This window comes from Streptomyces lichenis (assembly GCF_023218175.1).
Classification (GTDB): Bacteria; Actinomycetota; Actinomycetes; order Streptomycetales; family Streptomycetaceae; genus Streptomyces; species Streptomyces lichenis.
This window is the reverse complement of sequence record NZ_JALPTH010000007.1, coordinates 73,567-98,525: the sequence shown is the minus strand read 5'-3', so window position 1 is coordinate 98,525 and position 24,959 is coordinate 73,567. Positions and strand designations below refer to the sequence as shown.

Genomic DNA, 24,959 nt, shown 5'->3' with positions numbered 1-24,959 from the left:
GCGGGGATCACGGTCGGTTCACCGGCCTCTCGGGGCGTTCGGCCGCCGGGGTGCCCTCGGCGGACGGGGGGATGCTGCGGGAGAGCAGTTCGCGGGCCAGCCGCTCGGCCGCCTCCGGCTCGCGGTCCGCGATGTGCGCGGCCAGCCGCAGATGGGCCGGTACGTCGAGGAGTTCGGCGGTGCGCAGGCTCATCGGCACCTCGGCGGTGGCGGGGGTGCCGCCCACCAGGGTGTTGAAGGCCAGCAGATAGGCGAGGTTGCCGGAGCCCTCCACGATCAGCCGCCACCAGGCCACGTCGGCGGCGCCCAGGGCGGTGAGGTCGGGGCCGGCGGCGGCGTACCGCTCGGCGGCCGCCAGCACGGCCCGGGCGGCGGCGTCCGAGCCGCGGGCAGCGCACAGCCGGGCCGCGTCGGCGCCGACGCAGGCGCGCATCTCCATGGCGTCCGGGCCAGTTGCGGCAGGCCGAAGCCCTGCCCGGACTCGGCGAGGCCCACCGCCAGATCCAGCCCCGCGGTGTGCCGCCAGTCCAGGACGAGGGTGCGGCCGCCGTGGCTGACCTCCACCAGCCGGGCCTGCTGGAGGCGTTTGACGGCCTCCCGGACGGCGTGCCGGTTGACGCCGTACGCGGCGGGCCTCTCGCGTTCGGCGGTCAGGGCGGAGCCCGCGGGCAGCACCCCGCCGAGGATGCGGTCGCGCAGCCGCGCGTACAGCTGGTCGGAGACCGTCTCACGACGGAGGGGTGGTCCGGTCACGGCGGACAGACTGGGGCCCGGGGTGCCACTGGTCAACTGGTTGGACCAGATTCGCTCAGGCCGATGAACGCTGCGGGGCGCGGGGTGCTCAGGGGTGGCTGTGGTGCCAGATGAAGGCCATCGCGCCGGAGCCGGGGCGGTAGCCGGGGGCGTCCCGCCAGAGCCGGACCAGCCCGGCGGTGACCTGGGCCTCGGCCTCCTCGGGGGTGGCGCCGCGGGCGCGGCGGCGGCTGAGCAGCAGCGGGGTGAGGCGGTCGTAGAGGTGGCCGAAGGCGGTGCGGTCGCCGCGGCCCACCCGTACCAGCAGCTCGTCCAGTCGGCCCGGAGCGGTGCGGGCGCTGTCCTCGTTCGTCACAGCGGCCGACTGCCCCGCCGGGCCGGTCCCATGCCCCGGCGGGGCCCGCGGGTGGTCAGGGGCGGTCGGCCGGGTCGGGCGCCACCGGGTAGGGGACGAAGGTGCTGCGGTTCTCGTCGACGTCGAGGCGGTGGCCGAGGGCGGGTGCGGCGCGCTGGGGGCAGTCCAGCCGCTCGCAGACCCGGCAGCCCATGCCGATCGGGGTGGCGGCGGATCCGCTGCCCAGGTCCAGGCCGTCGGAGTAGACCAGCCGTCCGGCGTGGCGCAGCTCGCAGCCGAGGCCGACGGCGTAGGTCTTGCCCGGCTCGCCCCAGCCGCCGCGGTGGCGGGTGATGGTCCGGGCGATCCAGAGGTAGCGCTGCCGGTCCGGCATCTCGGCGACCTGGACGTCGATCCGGCCGGGTGAGGCGAAGGCCTCGTAGACGTTCCACAGCGGGCAGGTGCCGCCGCCCCGGGAGAAGTGGAAGCCGGTGGCGGACTGCCGCTTGGACATGTTGCCGGCCCGGTCGACCCGGACGAAGGAGAACGGCACCCCGCGCAGCCGGGGGCGCTGGAGGGTGCTGAGGCGGTGGCAGACCGTCTCGTAGCCGACGCCGTAGCGGTCGGTGAGCCGCTCGATGTCGTAGCGGACCTCCTCGGCGGCGGTGTGGAAGGCCCGGTACGGGAGGATCAGCGCCGCGGCGAAGTAGTTGGCGACGCCGATGCGAGCCAGGGCGTGCGCGGCGGTGCCGGGGGCGAAGTCGCCGCCCGCCTCCTGGTCGAGCCCGTCGCCGTACTCCAGCAGGGCGAGCTGGGTGGCCATCCGGAAGGCCCGCTGGCCGGGGCGGAGCCGGCTGGAGAGGTGCAGGGTGCGGGTGGAACCGTCGTAGTGGTGGAGGTGCTCGCCGGTGTCCGTGGAGAGCCGCACGCCGTGGGCGTCGGCGAGCCGGGCGCTGAGCGCGCCGACGACCTCGCCGGGCCGGATGCCGATGGTCGCGGCCAGCTCCTCGGCGGCCAGGTCGGTGGCGTCCAGGTAGTTCTGGCGGCGGTAGAAGAAGTCGCGGATCTCCTCGTGCGGGGAGCGGGGCGGCCCGGCGCTCCGGCCGGGCCCCCGCTCCCGGCCGTCGGCGGTGCCGGACACCCGCTCGGCCAGCGCCTGGTTGCGGCGGCCGAGGTCGACCAGCACCCGGGCCACGGCGGGCATCTTCGAGGCGAGCTCGGCGAGGTCGGAGGGGGCCACCCGGGCCTCGGCGAGCTCCCCGGCCAGGGCCTCGCGCAGATCGGCGACCAGCCGGGTGGTGTCCCGCTCGGAGAAGAAGCCCGGGTCCACGCCGAAGGTCTCGGTGAGCCGGAGCAGCACCGGCACGGTGAGCGGGCGGGAGTCGTGCTCCATCTGGTTCAGGTAGCTGGGCGAGATGGCCAGGGCGCGGGCCAGCTCGGCCTGGCTCATCCGGCGCTCCTCGCGCAGCCGGCGCAGCCGCGCCCCCGCGTATGTCCTGCCCACTGTCGCGCTCCTCCGTGGCCGTGCGTCCGTCCCTCGCCGTCGGCTGTCAGCGTACGGGCCGTAAGGGGCGTCGGAGCCTTGGCAAAGTTGGCAGATCGGGACGGAAAGATTCACAGAAGTTGGCAGGTGTCCATAGTTGATGGCACTCAGTGCCAGTGCCACAGTCGTCTCACGGCCCGCCGGACCTCCGGCGGCAAGGGCGGGACACCGGGCGCGATTCATGCCCTGACGTCGGGGATCCGGGGTCCTGCGAGGTGCCGGTCCGGGCAGCATTGCTCAGCTCATCCGGTGGGGGTGCGGCGGGCCGCGCAGGGAGATTGCGACACGGAGTGCCACCTTCGCGGACAGCAGCCGCGAGGTTGGCATCAGGGATACCCGAGGAGACGGTGAAGGCCATGGCAGAGGCGAAGACGACGGCGGCCGGGGAACTGGCGCGGCGCTGGGCCACCGACCCCCGGTGGCAGGGCATCGAGCGCACCTACGGCCCGGAGGAGGTGCTGCGGCTGTCCGGCAGCGTCCGCGAGGAGCACACCCTCGCCCGGCGCGGAGCGGAACGGCTCTGGCGCCTGCTGCACGAGCGCGACTACGTCCACGCGCTGGGCGCGCTCACCGGCGGACAGGCCGTCCAGCAGGTGAAGGCCGGGCTCCAGGCGATCTACCTGTCCGGCTGGCAGGTGGCCGCCGACGCCAACCAGGCCGGGCACACCTACCCCGACCAGAGCCTCTACCCGGCCAACTCGGTGCCGCAGGTAGTACGCCGGATCAACAACGCGCTGCTGCGCGCCGACCAGATCGCCACCTCCGAGGGCGATGGCGACACCACCGACTGGCTGGCGCCGATCGTCGCCGACGCCGAGGCCGGGTTCGGCGGCCCGCTCAACGCCTTCGAGCTGACCAAGGCCATGATCGCGGCGGGCGCGGCCGGGATCCACTACGAGGACCAGCTGGCCTCCGAGAAGAAGTGCGGCCACCTCGGCGGCAAGGTGCTGGTGCCCACCTCCCAGCACATCCGCACCCTCAACGCGGCCCGGCTGGCGGCCGACATCGCCGATGTGCCCACGGTGGTCATCGCCCGCACCGACGCGCTCGCCGCCACCCTGCTGACCAGCGACGTGGACGAGCGGGACGCCGAGTTCGTCACCGGCGAACGCACCGCGGAGGGCTTCTACCGGGTGCGCAACGGGATGGGCCCGGTCATCGCCCGCGGCCTGGCCTACGCCCCGTACGCGGACCTCATCTGGGTCGAGACCGGCACCCCGGACCTGGCGCAGGCCCGTGAGTTCGCCGAGGCGATCCACGCGCGGTACCCGGACCAGATGCTGGCCTACAACTGCTCGCCGTCCTTCAACTGGAAGGCCGCGCTGGACGACGACCAGATCGCCACATTCCAGCGGGAGCTGGGCGCGATGGGCTACCGCTTCCAGTTCATCACCCTGGCCGGCTTCCACTCGCTCAACCACGGCATGTTCGACCTGGCCAAGGGCTACGCCGAGCACGGGATGACCGCCTATGTCGAGCTCCAGGAGCGGGAGTTCGCCGCCCAGAAGGACGGCTTCACCGCCGTGAGGCACCAACGGGAGGTCGGCACCGGGTACTTCGACCTGGTCTCCACCGCCGTCAACCCGAACTCCTCCACCACGGCGCTGACCGGCTCCACCGAGGAGGAGCAGTTCCACTAGGCCGGCCGCCCCCACCCCGTAGGAGAGACCGATGACCCTCAGCGCACTGGACAGCCGCGTCCGCGTCCTCGCGGCTCCGGGCGACCGCCATGACGAGATCCTCACCCCGGCCGCCCTGGACTTCGTCGGCCGGCTGGCCGCCGCCTTCGCCGAGCGCCGCCGCGAACTGCTCAAGGAGCGCCGGCGGCAGGCGATCCGGCTGGCGGCGGGCTCCCCGCTGGACTTCCCGCTCGCCACCCGGGCAGTGCGCGCGGACGCCTCCTGGCGGGTGGCGCCGCCCGCGCCGGGACTGGTGGACCGGCGGGTGGAGATCACCGGCCCGCCGACGCCCGGCACGGCCGAGCGGGCGGCGGCCTCCGGGGCCGATGTCTGGATGGCGGACTTCGAGGACGCCACCGCGCCGACCTGGGAGAACATCGTCGCCGGGCAGCTCTGCCTGCGCGATGTGACCGGCCGGGCAGCGGCCCCGGGCGGCCGGCCCACCCTGATGGTCCGGCCGCGCGGCTGGCATCTGGACGAGGAGCACCTGGAGTTCGACGGCCGTCCGGTGCCGGCCGCGCTGGCCGACTTCGGGCTGTACTTCTTCCACTGCGCCCGGCGGCAGATCGGGGCCGGGCAGGGACCGTACTTCTACCTCCCCAAGCTGGAGAACCGCTACGAGGCCCGGCTCTGGAACGACGTCTTCCTCCTGGCCCAGCGGCTGCTGGACATCCCGCGCGGCACCGTGCGCGCCACCGTGCTGATCGAGACCGTCACCGCCGCCTTCGAGATGGAGGAAATCCTGTATGAGCTGCGCGAGCACGCCGCCGGGCTCAACGCGGGCCGCTGGGACTACCTGTTCAGCCTGATCAAGACCTTCGGGCACCGCACCGACTTCCTGCTGCCGGACCGGGACCGGGTCACCATGACCGCCCCGTTCATGCGCGCCTACACCGAGCTGCTGGTGCGCACCTGCCACCGGCGCGGGGCGCACGCCATCGGGGCGATGTCGGCCGAGGTGCCGGGCTCCGATCCGGCCGCCCGGGAGGCCGCGTCGGCCGCCGTGCGGCGCGACAAGGAGCGCGAGGCGGAGGACGGCTTCGACGGCTCCTGGGTCGCCTCCCCGGAGCTGGTACCAGTCTGCCGGGAGGCGTTCGGCACCGTCCTCGGCGGCGACCCGCACCAGCTGGGCCGCACCCGGGAGGATGTGGAGGTCAGTGCCCGGGACCTGCTGTCGGTGCGCCGGATCAGTGGACGGCCCACCCCGGAGGGGGTGCGCTCCGACATCGCGGTGGCGCTGCGCTACTACGCCGCCTGGATCGGCGGGCGGGGCGCGGTGGTGCTGGACGGCCTGATGGAGGACGCGGCGACCGCGGAGATCGCCCGCACCCAGGTCTGGCAGTGGCTGCGCCACCGGGTGGTGGAGCGGGCCGAGGTGGTCCGGCTGCTGGACGCGGAGGCGGCGGCACTGCTCGCCGAGGACCCGTCGGCCCCGGTGGCCGAGGCCCGACAGCTGTTCGCACGGACGGCTCTCGCGCAGGAGTTGCCGCTGTTCTTCACACCGGGGGCGTACCGCGAGCACCTGGTGCTCCACCCTGACGTGGACTGAGACGACCGGGCTGAGGGGCCCGGTGGGCGCCGGTCGAGGGACCGGCCGCTGCTGCCCGGTGGCTGAGGGGCCGCCGGACACGAGGACGGTACGGGGCGGTGCGCGGCCGGAGAGACCGCGGCCCGCCCCGTATCCGTACCCGCTTGCCCGAACTTCGCTTGTGCGTAAGGGCGTTCTGCTTAGGATGCAGCCGCTCGGGCGCCCGACCCGAACCCTCCGGTCCGCCGGAGGGGCCACCGTCATCAGCTTCCGGAGGTTCCGCCATGCGCACCGCTCTCGTCCGCCGCGCCGTCATACCGTCCGCCGTGCTCGGTCTCGCCCTCACCGGCGCGCCCGCCACTGCGCACGCCAAGCCCGCCCCGAGGACCAACGCCCCGATCAAGGTGAGCCTCACCGTGCAGGGGCCGGACGGCACCCTGTTCACGGGCCGGATCAGAACCAAGGGCCATGAGGTCACCACCGCCACCGGCGGCACCCACAAGTGCGACGGCACCAACGGCGGCGCCCACCCGTCGGCGGTGCCCACACCCACGGCGGCGCTGGACGACGCGGCCCGCAAGCGCCACTTCACCTGGGACGGGACCTGGTATCCGTCCTTTGACGACTTCTCGGTGGACACCATCAAGAACGTGAGCGGCGGGGCCTCGGCGTACTGGAACATCTCGGTCAACGGGGTGTCCACCCCGGTCGGCGGCTGCCAGTTCCAGCTGAAGGCCGGTGACCAGGTGGCCTTCACCTGGACCTCCTTCTAGCCGTATCCAGCCGTAGGGCTTGGGGGGCCGGGCGCGGGTGCCCGGCCCCCGGACGGCCGCCGGTTCAGGAGCCGTAGCGCAGGGCGATGGTGTCTCCGGCGTTGATCACCTTGTTGCGGGCGGCGGCGGCGAAGGCGGAGCCGTCCACGCTGACCTTCCAGGTGGAGGAGCCGCTGTTCGCGGTCCCGTTGACGGCGGTGACGGTGCCGGTGCCGGAGGACGGGATCACGCTGGTGACGCAGCCGGCGGGGGTGGCCGCGGTGGTGGCCGCGTTCAGCACGTCCCCGAGGGTGGTGGTGGTCCCGGTCGGGGTGATCGACACCGAGCAGACCCTGAGGTTGCCGGTGCCGTCGTCCACGGTGAGCCCCAGCTTGGTGGCAGTCCCGGCGGTGAAGGCGCTGGTGGCGGCCCACTGCGGGGCGCCGGAGGTGACCGGCACCGGCGGGGCCGCGGTGAAGCCGCCGGCGGCCACCGCGCGCAACGCGTCGATGGACGAGTAGGCGGACGGCGAGGTGTCGGTGGGCAGGTACTTGAAGCCGCCGCCGGGGGTGAGCTGCTGGGCGCGCAGGAAGTCGATCGGGGTCTTGCCGGCCGGGGTGAGGAAGTCCCCGGTCTGCGGGTTGATGCCGCAGGCGTTCAGCCCGGAGACGGCCCAGGCGTTGGAGCTGGTGTTGACTCCGAACATGGCGTTGAACGCACCGGTGTTGTTGACCAGCTTGGACTTGAGGAAGTTCTTCGCCTGGACGATGTCGGTGTCGGTGTTCGGCACCCCGGAGACGCAGAGCGCGGCCATCGAGGCGCCGGTCATGTCGATGTCGCCGGGCTGGTTCAGGGCGGTGGGGTCGCCCTCGGCCTTGCTGTGGTTCCAGCCGCCGTCGTTGTGCTGGTTGGCCCGGATGCGGGTGACCATCTTGTCGGTGAGCGCCTGCGGGACGCGGACGGTCCCGGACTGGGTCTTGGCGCCGCGCAGCGCCAGGGCGGCGAAGACGGTGCCGTTGTAGGTGGCGGACGGGCCGAAGTAGCCGGCCTCGGCGGTCTGCCAGTAGCCGTAGATATGGGCGATCAGATTGCGCGAGGCGCTGACCCGGGCCGGGTCGATCCCGGCCGCGTACGCGTTGAGGGCGGCCCGCTCGTAGTCGGTGACCACCGGGGAGCCGGACGGCCAGCCGGCGGTGGAGAGCAGGTTGCGGTAGACGGTGCGGGCGTTCTTGCTGGTGTCACCGCCCGGGGTGACGTCCACCGCGGCGGTGCCCGCGGCGGCGAAGGCGCTGAACGCCCACTCGTTGGACAGTCCGGAGCCGGCGTAGGAGCCGTCGGCGGCCTGGAGGGTCTTGAGGTAGGCGACCCCGTTGGCCTTGGAGGTGGCGATCTGCGCCGGGGTGGAGGTCGCGGCGGCCGGCAGCACGGTCAGCGCGAAGGCGCCGAGGGCGGCGGGCAGTGCGAACGCCAGGCGTCTGGCGGCGCGGGGACGGGACGCGGGGTGCGGACGGGACATGGCCTGCTCCTTGGTGGGGGACGCCGGCCGGGCGTGCCGTCGCCGCCGTGGGCGGCCGGGCACGGGTGGGCCGCCGTCCGAGCGCGAGGTACGGCTTCCTGGTGGTGCACCGCCCATGGGCATTCGGGCTCGGTGCGGCCTTCCGGCCGCCCCACACCGCTGCGCGTCAGCCCCGGATTCGCACCGGGTTCCCCCATGTGGCAGCTCTGGGACGGTACCGCCGGAGCGCGGCCCTGGCCACGGGGACCGGTGGGCGAGCGGTGAGAGCCATGCCACCTTGACGGCCGTCGCGCCGCCGTGTGTAATCCGGCTGACAGCCAGAGGAGTTGGACTGACTGTCACAGAGTCAGACAGTAAGCCAGTAACAGCCAGTACCAGGGGAAGCCGGTCGGAATCCGGCGCTGACCCGCAACCGTAGGCCCGCGTCCTTTCGCGGGCGAGCCGGAATGCCTGGGCTGGGAGCAGTGTCGTGAAGAGCACTGTTGCGAGAAGCGCCGTCGCGGACTACGGCGTGGTTCGACCAGCCCCGGTGCCCGTTTCGGCCGCCCGGGGCCTCCTGCCACGTTCGCCACACCGCACGGCCGACCTTGAGGGGCCGGGGTGGGGACGGGAATCGGATCGGGGCGGCGCGCCCGGAGACCGCTGTCGCTGGTGTCGGCGGCGCTGCTCGCCTTCGGCGCCTGCCTGGCGTACGCGACGGGGGCGGGGCAGGCGGTCGCCGCACCCGTGGAGGAGTGCAGCGCGGTCAAGGGCGCGGTCGTCGCGGTGGACTTCGGGCCCTTCGGCGGCAAGGTCGAGCGGGGCTGCGACCCCACCCCGACCACCGGCTACGAGCTGCTGCGCGAGGCCGGGTTCGGCACCGAGGGCACCCAGCACGACGGGCCCGGGTTCCTCTGCCGGATCGGGTACCAGGGCTTCCACGGCGGCAAGCGGTACCCGACCCCGGACAAGGAGAAGTGCGTCCTCACCCCGCAGGCCACCGCCTACTGGTCCTACTGGGTGGCGCCCCGCGGCCAGGACCACTGGTCGTACAGCAACAAGGGCGCCATGGCGCGTGAGTTGAAGCCGGGCGAGGTGGACGCCTGGGTGTTCGGCGGCACCGATGTCGCCGGCACCACCGGCAAGCCGACCTTCACCCCGGACGACGTACGGGCCAAGGGCGGCGAGGAGCCGGACCCGGGCGGCGGCGACCCGCAGGTGCCGCCGGGCCGGGTGGATGTGCCCAAGGCGGCCCGCTGGCTGCTCGGCCGGCTGACCGACGGCGAGCGGGTCGTCGACCCGGACGCCGAGGACCCCAATCTGCACGCCACCACCGAGGCGGCCTTCGCCCTGGCGTCCGCCAAGAGCCAGTCGCCCGAGCTGAGCAAGGTCACTGCCTTCCTCTCCTCGCCCGCCACCACCACCGGCTACGGCTGGCCGGACGGCGCCGACCAGCCGCCGAACGCGGCCGCGCTGGCCCGGCTCGCCCTGGTGGCCCAGACCTCCGGCGGCGACCCCCGGGCCTTCGGCGGCAAGGACCTGATCGCCACCCTGTCCGCCCAGGTGTGCGCCACCGGACCCGGGGCGGGCTGCACCGCCCCCGGTGACTTCGTCAACGCCTCCTCCGCCGAGGGCCAGGCCCACGCCCTGCTCGCCCTGGAGCGGGCCGGTGTCCGGCCGCCCGCCCCGGCGGTCCGGCGGCTGGTGGCCCAGCAGTGCCCCAACGGCGGCTTCTCCTATGTCCTCATCCGGGAGGGCGAGAACTGCGACCCGGACCCGGGCACCAGCGCTCTGGCCGCCCTGGTGCTGAAGCGGGCCGGCGGACAGGACGCCACCGTGGCCAAGGCACTGGCCTATCTGAAGAAGGAGCAGCGGCCGGACGGCTCCTACCTGGGCTGGACCGGGGCGCCGAGCGGCAGCTCGCCGGTCACCGCGGCGGCCGCGCAGGCGCTGCGCGCCCTCGGTGAGAGGGCCAGGGCCGAGGCCGCGGTGGCCTGGCTCTCCCGGCAGCAGCGCCCCGAGGGCGGCTTCGGCTTCGAGGACGGGGCCGACACCACGGTCAACGCCACCGCTCCGGTACTGCTGGCGGACGCCGGCACCAGCCTGGTCGAGCTGACCGCGAGGAAGCCGGGCCCGGGACCGAAGCCCACCGAGCCGGGCCCCGAGCCCACCAAGCCCGGCCCGAAGCCGACCACGCCCGGGCCCAAGCCCACCAAGCCGGCCCCGCTCCCGGGGCAGGGGCCGGACCTCGCCCGGGGCGTGGCCTATCTGACCAGGCCGGCCAACCTCCAGCGGGGCGTTTACTACTTCGACATCTCGCGCACCGTGGCGGACCACGGCCTGACCATCGACGGCGCCTTCGCCCTCGCCGCCACCGGCGAGGACCCGCAGACGCTGCGGCGCATCGTGGACTTCCTGGACGGGCTCGGCAAGGACCCCAACGGGAAGACCATCCGGAACTACACCGGTCTGGGCACCGAGTACCCGATGAGCGGCAAGACCGGAAAGACGGCGCTGCTGGCCGAGGTGGTGGGCCGCGACCCGCGGAACTTCGGCGGGCAGGACCTGATCGCCGGGCTCGGCAAGCTGGTGTGCGAGGCCCGTATCGAGTCCGACCCCCGCAAGTGCGCGGGCCCGGGCGCCTACACCTATGTCGACTCGGTCTTCGGCCAGTCGCTGGGGATCATGGCCCAGCTGCGTGCGGGTGAGACGAAGGCAGCCGAGGCGCCGGTGGCGTATCTGCTCGGCATCCAGGACCGGAAGACCGGCGCCTGGCCCAGCATCATCCCCAGCACCGGCAACTCCGACGTGGACTCCACCGCGATGGCCGCGATGGCCGTGGACCTGGCCGGGGGCGAGCGGGCCGAGCGGGCGGTGGACAAGGCGCTCGCCTTCCTGGCGGGCAAGCAGCAGTCGGACGGCGGCTTCCTGGGCGCCTCGGACACCGGCTCCTCGGTGAACTCCACCGCCCTCGCCATCCAGGGATTCGCCCTGGACGCCGGGAAGTACCGGGACCAGATCATCAAGGCGCGGAAGTTCCTGGCCGGCCAGCAGAACAAGGACGGCGGGTTCACCGTGGCCGCCGGGGAGCCCGGTTCGGACATCCGGGCCTCCGCCCAGGCGGTCAGCGGCGCCGAGGGGATCTCCTTCGCCACCCTGACCGGGGACCTGACCGGCACCGTCGAGCAGCCACCCGGCCCGGCGCCCTCCACCGCCGCCTCGGCCCCGGTGATCGTCACCCCGGGTGACACCGGGGGTACGGCGGCCACGGGCGGCGGCACCGGGGCCACCGCCCAGGGCGGCAGCGGCTCCCTGGCCGCCACCGGCGTCCGGGTCGGGGCGCTCGCCGCCCTGGCCGCGCTGCTGTCGCTGGCCGGCTGGTGGACCGTGGCGTACGCCCGCCGGCAGCGCACGGCGCACGGGGAGCGGTGATGGGCTCCCCCCGTACCGTCCGGGCGCTGGCCCGGGGCGCGGCCGCGCTGGCGGTCACCGCCGGGGCGCTCACCGCGACGGCGGCCCCCGCCTCGGCGGCCCCGCAGCCCATCGGGACGTGCACCACCTCCGCCGGGGTGGTGCTGGCGGTGGACTTCAGCCACTGGGGCGGCCCGGTCTACCGCTCCTGCGGCACCACCCCCACCACCGGCTTCGAGCTGCTCAACCAGGGCGGCTGGCGCACCACCGGCACCGGGCACGACGGTCCGGCGTTCATCTGCCGGATCGGCTACAGCGGGCACCAGGGCGGGCGGCAGTACCCGACCTCCGCCGACGAGGACTGCGTCCTCACTCCCCCGGCCACCGCCTACTGGTCGTACTGGCACGCCGACCCGGGCGAGAACAGGTGGGAGTACAGCCGGCTCGGCGCCATGGCCTACCGGCCCAAGCCGGGCAGCGTGGACCTGTGGATCTTCGGTGGGACGGACATCGAGGGCACCGAGGGCCGCCCCAGCGTCACCCCGGACCAGCTGCGCGCCCGCAACACGCGCCCCACCGGCGGGAGTCAGCCCCGGCCGCCCGCGCCCCGGCCTGCCGACGGCGGCGGCCAGGACCAGGCCGCCCGGCCCCCGGCCACCCGTACCCCCGCCGCCACACCTCCGAAGAAGCCGGAGAAGCCGAAGCAGCCGGAGAAGACGCCGGCGCCGACGGCCACCCCGTCTGCGTCGCCTTCGGCATCCGCCTCGCCCTCGCCGTCCGCCTCGGTCGCCACCGCGCCGAAGAAGACCCCGACCGACGGAGCGAAGGTGGTGGACGCGGCCCCGGCCGCCGAGGCGGCCCACGATCCGGGGTCGGTGTGGCCGGTGGTGGCGACCGCCGCGCTGGTGCTGGTGCTCGGCGGCGGTGCCGGGTACGCGGCCAGGCGCCGGCGCCGTACCGAGTAGGCGGCCCGGTGTCCCGTACCACCCCGGCCACGCCAAGTACCACTGCGGCCCCGGACGCCCGGGGGCGCCGGCTGCCCCGCCAACTGCACCCGGTGGCCTGGTGGATCTGGGCGCTGGCGCTGGCCACCGCGGTCAGCCGCACCAACAACCCGCTGCTGCTCTTCCTGGTGCTGGCGGTGCTCGGCTTCGTGGTCACCGCCCGCCGCACCGAGGCGCCCTGGGCCCGGGGGTTCCGCTACTACCTGTGGCTGGCGCTGGCGGTGGTGGCGGTCCGGGTGGTGTTCCGGGCGGTGTTCGCCACCGGGACCACCCCCACCGACCACTTCCTCTTCGCCCTGCCGCGTATCCCCACCCCCGACTGGTACGCCGGGATCCGGCTCGGCGGGCCGGTGTCGCTGGAGGCACTGCTGTCGGCCGCCACCGACGGGCTGCGGCTGGCCTGCATGCTCTGCTGCATCGGCGCGGCCAACACCCTGGCCAATCCCAAGCGGGCGCTGCGGGTGCTGCCCGGGGCGCTGTACGAGCTGGGGGTGGCGGTCACCGTCTCGCTGAGCGTGGCCCCGCAGCTGGTGCAGAGCGTGCAGCGGGTGCACCGGGCCCGGCGGCTGCGGGCCGGTCGCAGCAAGGGACTTCGCGCTCTGCGCGGGATCGTGGTCCCGGTGCTGGAGGACGCGCTGGAGCGGTCGCTGCGGCTGGCGGCGGCGATGGACTCGCGGGGGTACGGGCGGGCCGGTACGGTGACCGCACGCTCCCGGCGGGTGACCGGGGTGCTGATGCTGTCCGGAATGTGCGGGCTGTGCGCCGGGGCGTACGGGCTGCTGGACGCCACGGCGCCCGCGCCGCTGGGTTTCCCGGCGCTGGGCGCGGGGGCGCTGCTCTGTGTGGCCGGGCTGCGGCTGGGCGGCCGCCGGGTGACCCGTACCTCCTACCGGCCGGACCCCTGGCGGGCGGCGGAGTGGGCGGTGGCCGGATGCGGGGTGGTGTCGGCGGTGGTGCTGTTCGCCGGCACCGGCTTCGACGCGGCCGACCTCAATCCGTCGATCTACCCGCTGGGTTGGCCGGCGCTGCCACCGGTCCCGGCGGCCGCGATCCTGCTGGCGGGGGCCGCCGGACTGGCCGCGCCGCCGCCCCGGGCGCACCGCCCCGCCCCCGTACCGGACCACCACCGAACCACCAGGGACCGCGGATGATCGTCTTCGAGCAGGTGAGTGTCGTCTACGACGGGGCCACCGAGCCGGTGCTTCAGGGTGTGGACCTTACCGTCGAGGAGGGCGAACTCGCCCTGGTCGTCGGGCACACGGGCGTCGGCAAGTCCACCCTCCTCGGCGCGGTGAACGGACTGGTGCCGCACTTCACCGGCGGCACCCTGTACGGGCGGGTGACCGTGGACGGCCGGGACACCGCCGCACATCCGCCGCGCGAACTCGCCGATGTGGTGGGGGTGGTGGGGCAGGACCCGCTGGACGGTTTCGTCACCGACACCGTCGAGGAGGAACTGGCCTACGCCATGGAGCAGTTGGCGGTGGCCCCGGCGGTGATGCGCAAGCGGGTGGAGGAGACCCTCGATCTGCTGGGGCTGGCCGATCTGCGCCATCGGGCCCTGTACGAGCTGTCCGGCGGCCAGCAGCAGCGGGTGGCGATCGGCTCGGTGCTGACCGCCCACCCCCGGGTACTGGTGCTGGACGAGCCCACCTCCGCGCTGGATCCGACGGCGGCCGAGGAGGTGCTGTCGGCGGTGACCCGGCTGGTGCACGACCTGGGGGTGACGGTGCTGCTGGCCGAGCACCGGCTGGAGCGGGTGGTGCAGTACGCGGACCGGGTGATCCATCTGCCCGGCGGCGGCCGGGTCGAGTCCGGGGTGCCCGCCGAGGTGTTCCGTACCTCCGCCATCGCCCCGCCGGTGGTGGAGCTGGGCCGGGCGGCCGGCTGGGAGCCGCTGCCGCTGTCCATCCGGGACGCCCGCCGCTCGGCGGCCCCGTTGCGGGAGAGGCTGCGGGGGGCGGAGGTGCCCGCCGTACGGCCGCCCGCCGAGCGGCCGCGTCCGGTGCTGCTGACCGCCCGCGGGGTGTCGGTCGCCTACCAGGGGGTGCCCGCGGTACGGGAAGTGGGGCTGGAGCTGCGCGGCGGTGAGGTGACCGCGCTGATGGGGCGCAACGGCTCGGGCAAGTCCTCGCTGCTCTGGGCGCTCCAGGGCTCGGGGCCGCGCCGGGCCGGGCGGGTCCGGGTGGTGGCCGGCGCCGAGGGCGGTACGGCCGATCCGCGCGAGCTGCCGGCGGCCGGGGCGCGCCGGCTGGTCGGGCTGGTGCCGCAGACCCCGACGGACCTGCTCTATCGGGAGTCGGTCAAGGAGGAGCTGGAGCAGGCGGACGCGGACGCCGCGGTCCCGGGCGCCGAGTCGGGCGGTCCGTCGGCCCGGGAGATCCTGGACCGGCTGGCGCCCGGCATCCCGGACGCGATCCATCCACGGGACCTCTCCGAGGGGCAGAAGCTGGCGCTGGTACTGGCGGTGCAGCTCTCGGCGGCGCCCGGGGTGCTGCTGCTGGACGAGCCCACCCGGGGCCTGGACTACACGGCCAAGGCCCAGCTCATCGGGATCGTGGACGCGCTGGCGGCGGAGGGCCGGGCGGTGGTGGTCTCCACCCATGATGTGGAGTTCGCGGCCCGGGCGGCGGACCGGGTGGTGGTGATGGCGGAGGGGGACATCGTGGCGGACGGGCCGACCAGCGAGGTGATCACCGCCTCGCCGGTGTTCGCCCCGCAGGTGGCGAAGGTGCTCGCCCCGCTGCCGTATCTCACCACCGGCCAGGTGTCGGCCGTGCTGGACGGCGGTGGGTCGGCGTGAGGACCGTGGCGGTGCGGATCGGCCCGCGCGCGGGGGTGGTGATCGTGCTGGCCTCCTTCCTCGGGCTGGTCGCCTTCTTCTGGCCGTTCGTGGTCGCCCCGGGCACGTTCGGCTCGAACTACGCGCCGCCGCTGATCTTCGGGGTGCTGCTGGTGCTGGTGCTCTGCGTGGTGGTGTCGGAGATCGCCGAGGGCGGGGTGGACTCCAAGGCGCTGGCCATGCTGGGGGTGCTGTCGGCGGTGAACGCGGCGCTGCGGCCGCTGGGCGCGGGCACCGCGGGCATCGAGACGGTGTTCTTCCTGCTGGTGCTGGCGGGGAGGGTGTACGGGCCGGGGTTCGGCTTCACCCTGGGCTGCACCTCGCTGTTCGCCTCGGCGCTGATCACCGGCGGGGTCGGGCCCTGGATGCCGTACCAGATGTTCGGCTGCGCCTTCGTGGGGATGCTCGCCGGGCTGCTGCCCCGGGCGACCGGGCGGGGCGAGGTGCTGATGCTCGCGGTGTACGGCTCGCTGTCCGGGTACCTCTTCGGCTTTCTGCTCAATCTGTCGTTCTGGCCGTTCTCGGTGGACCCCGGCAGTTCGCTCGCCTATCTGCCGGGGCTGCCGTTCACCGAGCAGTGGCAGCGGTACCTCGCCTTCGATGTGGCGACCTCGCTGGGCTGGGACACCGGGCGGGCGGTGACCAACTTCGTCTGCGTACTGCTGGCCGGCCCGGCCGTACTGGCGGTGTTCCGGCGGGCGGCCCGCAAGGCCCGCTTCCAGGCCCCGGTGCGGTTCAGCCCCTCCCCGCCGCCCGCACCGGAGCTTCCGGAGAACGGGGAGATCAGACCACGGTGACCCGGGCCAGTGCCCAGGAGGTGTGGTCGAAGCCGGAGTTGCCGTTGGCGTCCAAGACCACCAGGCGCAGCACCCGCACCCCGCGGACGTCCAGGTCCACGGTGGCCGGGCCGCCGGCGGCGGTGAGCACCGGGCTGGTGTGGAGCGGCCGGTCGTCGCCGTATACCAGGGCGCGGGTGGCACCGGTGGCGGACTGCCGGGCGGAGAAGTCGTCGATGCCGACCAGGGCGGTGAACCGGCCGCCCTTGCCGCCCAGGTGGTAGGCGATGTCGCTGGGCGCGTGGACGCCGAGTCCCTTGGCGTACACCGTGGAGCCGAAGGCGATGGGGGTGCCGTCACCGGCCGCGTTCTTGCCGTTGGAGGCGTCCTTCTCGACCGGGCCCCAGCCGTTGGCGGCGGAGATCCAGAGAAGGTCGGAGAGGTAGGAGTCCCGGGTCGGGGCGGGCGGCGGGGTGGTGACGGTGGCGCGGTCGGTGTACGTGAGGGGGCCGCCGGGGGCGGTCGCGGTGCCGGTGGCGGTGAGCGGCCAGCGGGTGCCCGGGGCGGCGCCGGCCGGCGGGGTGACCTGCCAGCTCGCGGTGAGCCGTCCGCCGGGGGCGAGCCGGTCGGCGGTGGTCGGTCCGGTGGCGGTGACGGTCCAGCCGGCCGGGGCGGCGAGGGTGAGCCGGGCGCCGGTCCAGGGCCGGGTGGAGCCGTTGGCGAGGGTGGCGGTGACGGTGGCGGGCCGCCCGGGGACGGCGAGGGCGGGGGCGGTGAGCCGGGTGCCGAAGGGGGCGCGGGGGTACTGGTCCTGCCAGGAGGAGCGCATCAGCGCCACCAGGGCGGCCGCGGTGGAGGGGTGCCGCCCCGCCACGTCGCTGCGCTCGCCGGGGTCGGTGGCGAGGTCGTACAGCTCCACCTGCCACTGCTCGTCGGGGAGGTTGTGGTCGCGTACGGGGGCGAAGCGCACGGCTTTGAAGTTGTCCCGGCGGACCGCCTCGGCGAGCCAGGTGGCCCGCCCCTGGTCCTCCTTGTCGGCCCGGCTGGTCACGCCCTTCTCGTCGCGGAACCAGTAGAGGTGGCCGTGGCGGGCCGCGTCCGCGCCGCCGGCCAGCAGCGGGGCGGCGGAGAGCCCGTCGGTGTCGGCGGGTGCGGGGGCGCCGCCGAGTTCGGCGAGGGTGGGCAGCAGATCGGTGAGCGGGGTGGGGCGGGCGGTGGTGCCCGCGGCGACCCGGCCGGGGCCCCAGGCGAGCAGCGGGACCCGGATGCCGCCCTCGTAGAGGTTGCGCTTGTAGCCGCGCAACGGGCCGTTGGAGTCGCAGAGTTCCGGGTCGGCGCCGCCCTCCTCGTGCGGGCCGTTGTCGCTGGTGACCAGCAGCACGGTGTCCCGCTCCAGGCCGTGGGCGCGCAGCCGGTCCACGACCCGGCCGACGAGGGTGTCCAGGAAGGTGACCTGGGCGGCGTGGCCCTGGTTGGCGGCGGACCAGCCCCGTCCGGCGTAGGCCTCGGAGCCGGGCACCTTGTCGCTGGGCGCGTGCGGGGTGTTGGGGGTGAGCAGCAGCAGGAAGGGCTCCGCGCGGTGGGCGTCGATGAAGTCCAGGGCGCGGCGGGCGAACAGCTCGGGGGCGTAGGCGCCCTGCTTGCCGCCCGCGTTGGCGGGGATGGTCTCCCTGGTGCCGTTGTGCCAGAGGTACTCGGGGTAGTACTGGTGGGCGTGGCCGTGGGTGAGGTAGCCGTAGAACTCCTCGAACCCCCGGTCGGTGGGGTGGCTGGCCTGGCCGGGGGCCTCGGGGCCGAAGCCCCATTTGCCGATGACGGCGGTGCGGTAGCCGCGGGCCTTCAGCACCTGGGCGAAGGTGGTGTCCTCGGCGGTCAGCGCGCCCTGGGCGCCGGAGGGGTTGGCCCGGACGGTGGCGTGCCCGGTGTGCAGCCCGGTCAGCAGGGAGCAGCGGGAGGGGGCGCAGACCGCGGCGGTGGAGTAGGCGTCGGTGAAGCGCAGCCCCTCGGCGGCCAGCCGGTCCAGGCGCGGGGTGGCGATCAGCTTCTGCCCGTAGGCGCCGAGTTCGCCGTAGCCGAGGTCGTCGGCGAGGACGAGGACCACATTGGGCGGGCGGACGGCGGAGGCCGGGGTGGTGGCGGTGGCCGGGGGCTGGTCGGGCAGGGCGGTGAGGCCGAGCGCGGCGGCCGAACCGGCGAGGACGGTGCGTCGTCTGGGCATGGCGGGCTCCTCTGTGGGGCGCTACGCGGTACGGGTACGGGCGGCGGGCGCCGGGTCTCCGGCCGCGCGGACCAGCTCGGTGACCCGGGCCCGCAGCGCGGTGAACTCCGGTGCGGTGCGCAGCTGTTCGGTGGCGAGGTCCCGGAACGGCACGGTGACCTCGGCCACCACCCGGCCCGGCGCCGGGGCCATCACCAGGACCCGGTGGCCGAGCAGGACGGCCTCCTCGGCGGAGTGGGTGACGAACAGGACGGTGGTGCGGGTGGTGGCGGCCAGCTCGCGTACCTCCTCCTGGAGCCGTTCCCGGGTGAGGGCGTCCAGCGCGGAGAAGGGCTCGTCCATCAGCAGGATCTCCGGTTCGGTGGCCAGTGCCCGGGCGATGGCCACCCGCTGCTGCTGGCCGCCGGACAGCTCCCAGCTGCGGCGGTCGCCGAGCCCCGCCAGGCCCACCCGGGCCAGCAGGGCGTCGGCCCGGACGGCCCGTTCGGCGCGCGGGACGCCGTGGCGGGCCAGTGCGTAGGAGACGTTGCCACGGGCGGTGCGCCAGGGGAAGAGCCGGGGCTGCTGGAAGACCACTCCGGTGGAGCGGCGCACCCGAACGGTGCCGGCGGTGGCGGTCTCGAAGCCGGCGACGGTGCGCAGCAGGGTGGTCTTGCCGCAGCCGGAGGGGCCGGTCAGCACGGTGAACTCCCCGGCGGGGACGGTGAGATCGACCCCGTCCACGGCGGCCACCGGCCCGTACTCCACTCGTACACCATGCAGTTCGATGTCGGCCGGCTGGTCCTCACTTCGCGGCACGGGCCAGCTCCTCGACGGCCAGGGCCTGCTGGAAGGCGGAGAGTTCGGGGACGGCGTCCACGGCCTGCTGGGTCTTGAGGAAGACGGCGGCGTCGCGCAGGTTCCCGGCAAGGGCGCCGGGCTTGCCGGGGGTGCCCAGGTACTCCGGGCCGGACTGCTGTTCGGCGGTGAGCAGCACCAGCTGGCCGAGCTGCCGCTGGGCCTCGGCGGGCGGGAGGTTCAGTTCGGCGCCGATGGACTTCGCCGCCTTCTCCGGGTCGCTCTTGGCCTGCCGTACGGCGGTGTCCTGCGCCTTCACCCAGGCGTCCACGATCTCGGGGTGCTTGGCGGCGAAGGCGTCGGTGACCACCCCGAGGTCGGCGGTGGGCTTGCCGTCGGCGGCCACCTGGCGGCTGGTGGTCAGCGGGTGGCCGTCCTTGAGGAGTTCGGTGAGCGAGGGCGTCCAGACATAGGCGGCGTCGATGTCGCCGCGCTGCCAGGCGGCCAGCGCGTCCGGCGGCTGGAGGTCGAGCAGGGTGAGCGAGGAGGGGTCGACCCCGGCCTTGTCCAGGGCGGCGAGCAGTGAGTAGTGGGCGGTGGAGCCGAACGGGGCGGCGACCTTGCGCCCCTTGAGCTGGGCGAGGGAGGTGATCTCCTTGCGGGCGGCCAGGGCCTCGTTGTCGCCGATCACATCGTGGATCCAGAGCACCTGGTAGGGGATGTCCAGCGGCGCGGACAGCCCCTTGGTGACGGGGCTGGAGCCGGCCAGGCCCAGATCGACGGCGCCGCCGATGACGGCGGTGTTGACGTCGGCACCGGAGTCGAACTTCGTCCAGGTGATCTCGGCGTCCGGCAGGGCCTTCTCCAGCAGCCGCTGGTTCTTGACCACCAGGTCGGCGTTGGGGATCGCCTGGTAGGCGATCCGGACCCGGGTCTTGCCGGAGCCGTCGCCGTCGGCGGACCCGCCGGCGCAGGCCGTGGCGGCCAGGGCGAGGGCGGCCAGGGCGGCGGCGAGCCGGAGGGTGCGGGGACGTGCGGACATGGCGGTACTCCTGTGAGCAGGGGTGGTACGGGAAGGGTGGGGGCGCGGGCTCAGGCGCGGCCGCGCCAGGGCACGGCCGCGTGCTCCAGAGCGCGCAGGGCGGTGTCGAGCAGCACTCCGGAGAGCCCGATGGCGAGGATGCCGACGATGACGACATCGGTCTGGTTGTAGCGCTGGGCGTCGCGGATCATGCCGCCGATGCCGGGGACGCCGTTGACGGTCTCGGCGGCGACGACGGAGGTGTAGGCGATACCGACGGCGATCCGGACACCGGTGAAGATCTCCGGCAGGGCCGCCGGGAGGCGTACGGCGAGCAGCAGGTTGAGCGGTGAGGCGCCCAGCGCCCGGGCCGCTTCCAGGAGTTGGCCGGGCACGGTGCGGACGGCGGCGGCGGTGGCCGCGGCGATCGGCGGGCAGGCGGCGATGACCAGCAGCCAGATCTTGGGCGACTCGTCGATGCCGAACCAGATGACCAGCAGGGAGAGATAGGCCAGCGGAGGAAGCGTGCGGAGAAAGGAGACGGCCGGTTCCAGGACGACGGCGAGCGGCTTGACCACGCCGATCAGCAGCCCCAGCGGGATGCCCGCCAGAGCCGCGTACCCGGTGCCGATGCCGATCCGGCGCAGGCTGGTGCCCAGGTGCTCGATCAGCAGATGGCCGCTCTGGCCGCGGACGCCGTCGTGCACGGTGGAGGTGCGCAGCAGCGCCGCCCAGACCTCGCCGGGCGAGGGCACCAGCACCCGGGGCCACAGCTCGGCCCAGACCGCGCACTGCCAGGCGAGCAGCAGCACCGCGAGGGCCAGCGCCCGGAGCGCCGCCTGGCGCAGTACGACCGGCCACCGGCTCCGCTTCCTCGCCGGGGACGTGGCGGACGCGGCAGGTGGTTCCTTGACGGGCGTACGGGTGGCGGTGGCGCTCACGCGGCCGCCGCCTTCCGGGTGGCCAGGGCGCGCAGCCGGGGCGCGACCTCCTCGCCGACCCGCCAGGCCTCCTCCAGATGGGGGTAGCCGGAGAGCACGAACTCACCGACCCCCAGGGCCCGGTACTCCTCAAGGCGCTGGGCGACCTCGTCGTGCGAGCCGACCAGCGCGGTGCCGGCGCCCTCGCGGACCAGGCCGATCCCGGCCCAGAGGTTGGGGGCGACGGTGAGCGCGGCGGCGTCGGTGGAGCCGCCGTGCAGCGCGGTCATCCTGGCCTGCCCGGTGGAGTCCATCCGGGCGAACCGCCGCCGGCTGGCGCGGACCGCCTCGGGGTCGAGACCGGCCAGGATCCGGTCCGCCTCGGCCCAGGCCTCCTCGGCGGTGTCCCGGCTGATGATGTGCAGCCGCAGGCCGTAGCGCAGTCGCGGGGCGCGGGAGCGCAGCCGGGCGATCCGCTCGGCGATCGCGGCCGGGGGCTCGCCCCAGAAGAGCTGGACGTCGGCCCGGCGGGCGGCCACCTCCTCAGCGGCCGGGGAGGCGCCGCCGAAGTAGAGCGGCACGGGTGACTCCACGGCCGGCCGGTGCAGTTCGGCGCCCTCGATGTCGAGATGGGCGCCGTGGTGGTCGACCCGCCGGCCGTCGAGGAGGTCGCGCAGTACGGCCATCACCTCGTCGGTGCGGGCGTAGCGCTGGTCGTGGTCGAGCCGGTCGCCGTAGGCGCGCTGCTCCACCGGGTCGCCGCCGGTGACCACGTTGAGGGCGATCCGCCCGCCGTGCAGCCGGCGGAAGGTGTCGGCCTGCTGGGCGAGCAGGGTGGCCCCGGCCAGCCCGGCGCGGAAGGCGACCAGGAAGCCGATCCGCTCGGTACGGGCGGCCAGCGCGGAGGTGAGCACCCAGGGGTCGACGCAGCCGAGGCCCACCGGGGTCAGCAGGGAGTGGAATCCGGCGAGTTCGGCGGCGCGGGCCACCTGGCCGAGGTAGTCCAGACCGGCCGGGCGGCGGGTGGCCGCGGAGGTCCTGGCCTGGGCGGCGGTGACCCCGCCGGGGTCGCGGCCGTCTCCGCCGGTGGGCAGGAACCAGTGGAGCAGCGGAGGGGATGCAGACATGACACCTCGTCAGGGCGGCGCGCCCGGCCCCGGGCCGGCCAAAGGGCGCGCGGCGGCGCCCGGGCGGGACCGGGGACGGCGGTGATCAGGGAAGGAGGGAGAGAAGACGGGTGACCGGGCGGCGCGGACAGCGGGCGGCCCGCCCGTCAGGAGCGGATCAGATCGCTCGGGCGGCCCGACACAGCATCGTCGACACACGCAGCAGATCCACGTGGCGACGGGAGACAAGGGCGGAGGCCATGGCCGCATCCTGGCCGGAAGGCCTCCTCCCCCACAACCGTCATCCGCATGGTGGACCACCCGGTCTCGCCATACGGGACCCGGCGCCTGTCCTCCGCGCTCCCCCGTACGCCGGCTGACCTGCCGTGCGGGGTGGTCGAGCCGTGCACCGGGGCCCGGTCCGACCCTATGAGCGGGGGTCACAGCATCAACGCCTGTCTGGCTGCCCCGCCCGGCCCGGGACCACGCTGGGCGGGCCGGGCGGCCCCGACCTCCCGCCGGAGCCGTCCACCTGCTCCCGCCCGGCGGGTCCGCGGCTTCCCGCGCGGACGGCGGTCTCCGGCTCCCCGACGCTCGACAAGGTGGTGATCCGCGTGAGCGGCATCTCCGACGCCCCCGCCGACCAGACCGGCCCCCCGGCCGAGGCCCGGCAGGGGTGGGACCGGCTGCGCTATGCGGGCGTGTTCACGCTGCTGTTCCTCTTCGGTACCGAGACCTTCCTGGTCTCCCCGCTGCTGCCGACCATCTCCGATGACATCGGGGTGAGCGAGGCGGCCGCCGCCTCCAGTGTCACCGCGTACGTGCTGGCGTACGCGGTGACCGCGCCGTTCCTCGGGCTGCTCAGCGACCGGTTCGGGCGGCGCCGGGCGCTGCTGGCCGGGACCGTGCTGTTCCTGGTGTCCAACGCGGCGGCCGCGCTCTCCGGCGGGCTGGCGCTGCTGGTGGTGTCCCGCGCGGTGGCGGGCCTGGCGGCCGCGGCGGCCGGTCCGGCGATCTGGGCGCATATCGCGGAGACCGCCCCGGACCGGGTGCGCGGCCGGGCCCTGGGCCTGGGCATGGCGCTGTTCTCGCTGGGCCAGGTGATCGGGGTGCCGCTGGGCGCGCTGCTGGCCGGGGCGGCCGGGTGGCGCTCGGCGTTCTGGGCGCTGGCGCTGGGCACCCTGGCCGCCGTACCGCTGCTGCTGCGCCAGGTGGCGCCCACCGCGGCCGCGCCCGGAGGCTTCGGCGGGGCGGGCGCCGTCAAGGGGGTGGTGGCCGCCTGGGGCGTGCCGTCGCTGCGCAACGCCCTGCTGGTGAACACCGCCTTCCACGCGGCCAACCTCGGCGCGTACACCTTCCTGGGCGCGCTGCTGGTGGCCCGGTTCGGGCTGTCGGTGGAGGCGCTGGGGCTGGTCGGTGTGCTGGTGGGCGCCGGAAGTGTGGCGGGTTCGCTGCTGGGCGGCCGGCTCGGCGACCGGGCCAGGGCGGCCGGCCGGACCGACCTGCCGCTGCTCGCGGTGTGGGGGGTGCTGCTCGCGGTGGGCGTGGCGCTGGCCGCCACCGGGCCGGGGCTGGTCCTGGCACTGGCCGGGGTGGTCGTCTGGTTCGTCGCCAGCGGCGGCTTCGTGACGGACCAGCAGACGCTGGCCGGGACCGCGGCACCGGAGCTGCGGGCCACCTCCAGCGCCTGGCTGACCTCCACCATGTACGCGGGGACCGGCGTCGGCGCCTGGGCGGTCGGCGCGTTCACCGCGGTGGCCACCGGCACGCTGGTGATCGGGGTGGCCCTGGCGGTGGTCGCCGCGCTGGGCGGGCTGCTGCTCAGCACCGGGCTGCGGCGCGGGTCGGCCCCGGCCGCCGGCCCGGAGCCGACCGGCCCGGAGCCGGTGAGCGGCGTCGATCCGGCGGCCGGCTGACCGGGGGCGGGGTCAGCCCACCGGCACGGCCCGCGGCGCCCCCTGGGCGAGGCGGGCCATCGCCGTGCGGTCCTCCTCGGTGCCGGGGGTGAACAGCAGCACCAGTGCGGTGGGGTCGTCCACCGGGTGGAAGGAGGAGAGCGCCAGCGAGATGCGCCGGCCCTCGTCCGGCTCCACGGTGACGCCGCGGGCGGTGAGCTCGGCCACCGAGTGGCAGCCCCACCAGTGGCTGAGCTCCGGCACGTCCTCGCCGAGGTGGCGGTAGACCTCGCTGGTGCGCGGGTCGGCGAGGGCGGGCCCGGCCTGGGCGCGGAAGTGCTGGAAGACGTTCATCGCCAGCGGCTCCCAGTCGTGCAGCACCCGGCGCAGCCGGCGGTCGGCGGCCATCAGCCACATCAGGTTGCGGCGTTCGGCGGGGACCGTGTCCGGGTCGCCCCACAGCGCGGTCCAGGGGGCGTTCCAGGCGAGCAGGTCGAAGTAGCGGTCCACCAGCACGGCGGGGCTGGCCGGCCAGGAGTCCAGCACCGGGCGGACCGCGGCGGCCAGCGCCGAGCGGTGGCCGTCACCGGCGGTGGCGGCGCTCTCGTGGTAGCCGGCCAGCCGCAGGGCGTGCCGCAGTCCGGCGGCGTCCAGCCGCAGCGCCCGGGCGACCGCCTCCAGGACCTGCCGGGAGGCGGTGACCCGGCCCTGCTCCAGCCAGGTGTACCAGGCGAGGCCCACCCCGGAGAGCGAGGCCACCTCCTCGCGGCGCAGCCCGGGGGTCCGCCGGCGGGCGGTGGGCACCAGGCCCACGTCGGCGGGCTTGAGCAGTTCGCGGTGGGCGCGCAGAAAGGCGCCGAGTTCGGCGCCGGCGGTGGGAGGTGGCATCGGTGGTGGCTCCTCGG

Annotated in this window: 19 protein-coding genes, 1 pseudogene and 1 riboswitch; of the genes and pseudogenes, 9 read left to right on the top strand and 11 right to left on the bottom strand. The window is 74.9% G+C overall.

Features of this window, described 5'->3' with window-relative positions; translation table 11 throughout:
• Window positions 1-7: 7 nt before the first annotated feature.
• From M1O15_RS09545 to M1O15_RS09535, 4 genes and pseudogenes are all read right to left on the bottom strand, one after another.
• Window positions 8-439 (bottom strand): FCD domain-containing protein, encoded by a 432-nt coding sequence (locus M1O15_RS09545; protein ID WP_248632866.1) that lies wholly within the window; start codon window positions 437-439, stop codon window positions 8-10.
• A gap of 104 nt (window positions 440-543) precedes the next feature.
• Window positions 544-753 (bottom strand): annotated as a pseudogene (locus M1O15_RS31830) (winged helix-turn-helix domain-containing protein); the annotation flags it as partial.
• A gap of 88 nt (window positions 754-841) precedes the next feature.
• Window positions 842-1,108 carry a sigma-70 family RNA polymerase sigma factor gene (locus M1O15_RS09540; protein WP_248632865.1) on the bottom strand — a complete coding sequence of 89 codons (267 nt, stop codon included), beginning with the start codon at window positions 1,106-1,108 and terminating at the stop codon, window positions 842-844.
• 55 nt (window positions 1,109-1,163) lie between these two features.
• The gene (locus M1O15_RS09535; protein ID WP_248632864.1) at window positions 1,164-2,591 is read right to left on the bottom strand and encodes a short-chain fatty acyl-CoA regulator family protein; all 1,428 of its coding nucleotides are present in this window, start codon (window positions 2,589-2,591) and stop codon (window positions 1,164-1,166) included.
• A 395-nt stretch (window positions 2,592-2,986) separates the two neighbouring features.
• Here M1O15_RS09535 and aceA point away from each other — a divergent pair, with 395 nt between their 5' ends.
• The 3 genes from aceA to M1O15_RS09520 all read left to right on the top strand — a co-directional run bounded on the left by aceA (window position 2,987) and on the right by M1O15_RS09520 (window position 6,610).
• Window positions 2,987-4,270, top strand: coding sequence for an isocitrate lyase (gene aceA / locus M1O15_RS09530; RefSeq protein ID WP_248632863.1), 1,284 nt, complete (start codon window positions 2,987-2,989; stop codon window positions 4,268-4,270).
• Between the two features lie 31 nt (window positions 4,271-4,301).
• Window positions 4,302-5,858 (top strand): malate synthase A, encoded by a 1,557-nt coding sequence (aceB, locus tag M1O15_RS09525; protein ID WP_248632862.1) that lies wholly within the window; start codon window positions 4,302-4,304, stop codon window positions 5,856-5,858.
• 263 nt (window positions 5,859-6,121) lie between these two features.
• Window positions 6,122-6,610, top strand: a complete 489-nt coding sequence (locus M1O15_RS09520) for a DUF4430 domain-containing protein (RefSeq protein WP_248632861.1) — start codon at window positions 6,122-6,124, stop codon at window positions 6,608-6,610.
• 64 nt (window positions 6,611-6,674) lie between these two features.
• Here M1O15_RS09520 and M1O15_RS09515 read toward each other — a convergent pair whose 3' ends face one another.
• Window positions 6,675-8,105, bottom strand: coding sequence for a prenyltransferase/squalene oxidase repeat-containing protein (locus M1O15_RS09515; RefSeq protein WP_248632860.1), 1,431 nt, complete (start codon window positions 8,103-8,105; stop codon window positions 6,675-6,677).
• A gap of 117 nt (window positions 8,106-8,222) precedes the next feature.
• A riboswitch (cobalamin riboswitch) is annotated at window positions 8,223-8,299 on the bottom strand.
• A 406-nt stretch (window positions 8,300-8,705) separates the two neighbouring features.
• Here M1O15_RS09515 and M1O15_RS09510 point away from each other — a divergent pair.
• From M1O15_RS09510 to M1O15_RS09490, 5 genes are read left to right on the top strand one after another with little or no spacing between them, the layout of a single operon-like run.
• Window positions 8,706-11,516 carry a prenyltransferase/squalene oxidase repeat-containing protein gene (locus tag M1O15_RS09510; protein ID WP_248632859.1) on the top strand — a complete coding sequence of 937 codons (2,811 nt, stop codon included), beginning with the start codon at window positions 8,706-8,708 and terminating at the stop codon, window positions 11,514-11,516.
• Window positions 11,516-12,460, top strand: coding sequence for a hypothetical protein (locus M1O15_RS09505; protein WP_248632858.1), 945 nt, complete (start codon window positions 11,516-11,518; stop codon window positions 12,458-12,460). Before M1O15_RS09510 ends, M1O15_RS09505 begins: the two co-directional genes overlap by 1 nt.
• An 8-nt stretch (window positions 12,461-12,468) precedes the next feature.
• Window positions 12,469-13,650 (top strand): energy-coupling factor transporter transmembrane component T, encoded by a 1,182-nt coding sequence (locus M1O15_RS09500; RefSeq protein ID WP_248632857.1) that lies wholly within the window; start codon window positions 12,469-12,471, stop codon window positions 13,648-13,650.
• Window positions 13,647-15,302: an ABC transporter ATP-binding protein gene (locus M1O15_RS09495; protein ID WP_248632856.1), complete on the top strand. Its 1,656-nt coding sequence runs from the start codon at window positions 13,647-13,649 to the stop codon at window positions 15,300-15,302. The genes M1O15_RS09500 and M1O15_RS09495 overlap by 4 nt, the downstream gene beginning before the upstream one ends.
• Window positions 15,299-16,138: an ECF transporter S component gene (locus tag M1O15_RS09490; RefSeq protein ID WP_248632855.1), complete on the top strand. Its 840-nt coding sequence runs from the start codon at window positions 15,299-15,301 to the stop codon at window positions 16,136-16,138. Before M1O15_RS09495 ends, M1O15_RS09490 begins: the two co-directional genes overlap by 4 nt.
• Here the strand turns inward: M1O15_RS09490 and M1O15_RS09485 are convergent.
• The 5 genes from M1O15_RS09485 to M1O15_RS09465 are packed head-to-tail and all read right to left on the bottom strand — an operon-like array spanning window position 16,125 to window position 22,180.
• Window positions 16,125-18,335 (bottom strand): sulfatase family protein, encoded by a 2,211-nt coding sequence (locus M1O15_RS09485; protein WP_248632854.1) that lies wholly within the window; start codon window positions 18,333-18,335, stop codon window positions 16,125-16,127. The genes M1O15_RS09490 and M1O15_RS09485 overlap by 14 nt on opposite strands.
• Window positions 18,336-18,356: 21 nt before the next feature.
• A complete protein-coding gene (locus M1O15_RS09480) occupies window positions 18,357-19,133 on the bottom strand; it encodes an ABC transporter ATP-binding protein (protein WP_372499417.1) in 777 nt (258 codons plus the stop codon).
• Window positions 19,120-20,154, bottom strand: coding sequence for a taurine ABC transporter substrate-binding protein (locus M1O15_RS09475; protein WP_248632853.1), 1,035 nt, complete (start codon window positions 20,152-20,154; stop codon window positions 19,120-19,122). Before M1O15_RS09475 ends, M1O15_RS09480 begins: the two co-directional genes overlap by 14 nt.
• Before the next feature lie 50 nt (window positions 20,155-20,204).
• On the bottom strand, window positions 20,205-21,074 hold the full coding sequence (locus M1O15_RS09470) for an ABC transporter permease (RefSeq protein ID WP_372499416.1): 870 nt from the start codon (window positions 21,072-21,074) through the stop codon (window positions 20,205-20,207).
• The gene (locus tag M1O15_RS09465; protein ID WP_248632852.1) at window positions 21,071-22,180 is read right to left on the bottom strand and encodes an LLM class flavin-dependent oxidoreductase; all 1,110 of its coding nucleotides are present in this window, start codon (window positions 22,178-22,180) and stop codon (window positions 21,071-21,073) included. The genes M1O15_RS09470 and M1O15_RS09465 overlap by 4 nt, the downstream gene beginning before the upstream one ends.
• A 593-nt stretch (window positions 22,181-22,773) precedes the next feature.
• Between M1O15_RS09465 and M1O15_RS09460 the strand changes: the two genes are divergently transcribed.
• Window positions 22,774-24,075: an MFS transporter gene (locus tag M1O15_RS09460; protein WP_248632851.1), complete on the top strand. Its 1,302-nt coding sequence runs from the start codon at window positions 22,774-22,776 to the stop codon at window positions 24,073-24,075.
• A gap of 12 nt (window positions 24,076-24,087) precedes the next feature.
• Here M1O15_RS09460 and M1O15_RS09455 read toward each other — a convergent pair whose 3' ends face one another.
• A complete protein-coding gene (locus tag M1O15_RS09455; RefSeq protein WP_248632850.1) occupies window positions 24,088-24,942 on the bottom strand; it encodes a helix-turn-helix domain-containing protein in 855 nt (284 codons plus the stop codon).
• Between the last annotated feature and the right edge of the window lie 17 nt (window positions 24,943-24,959).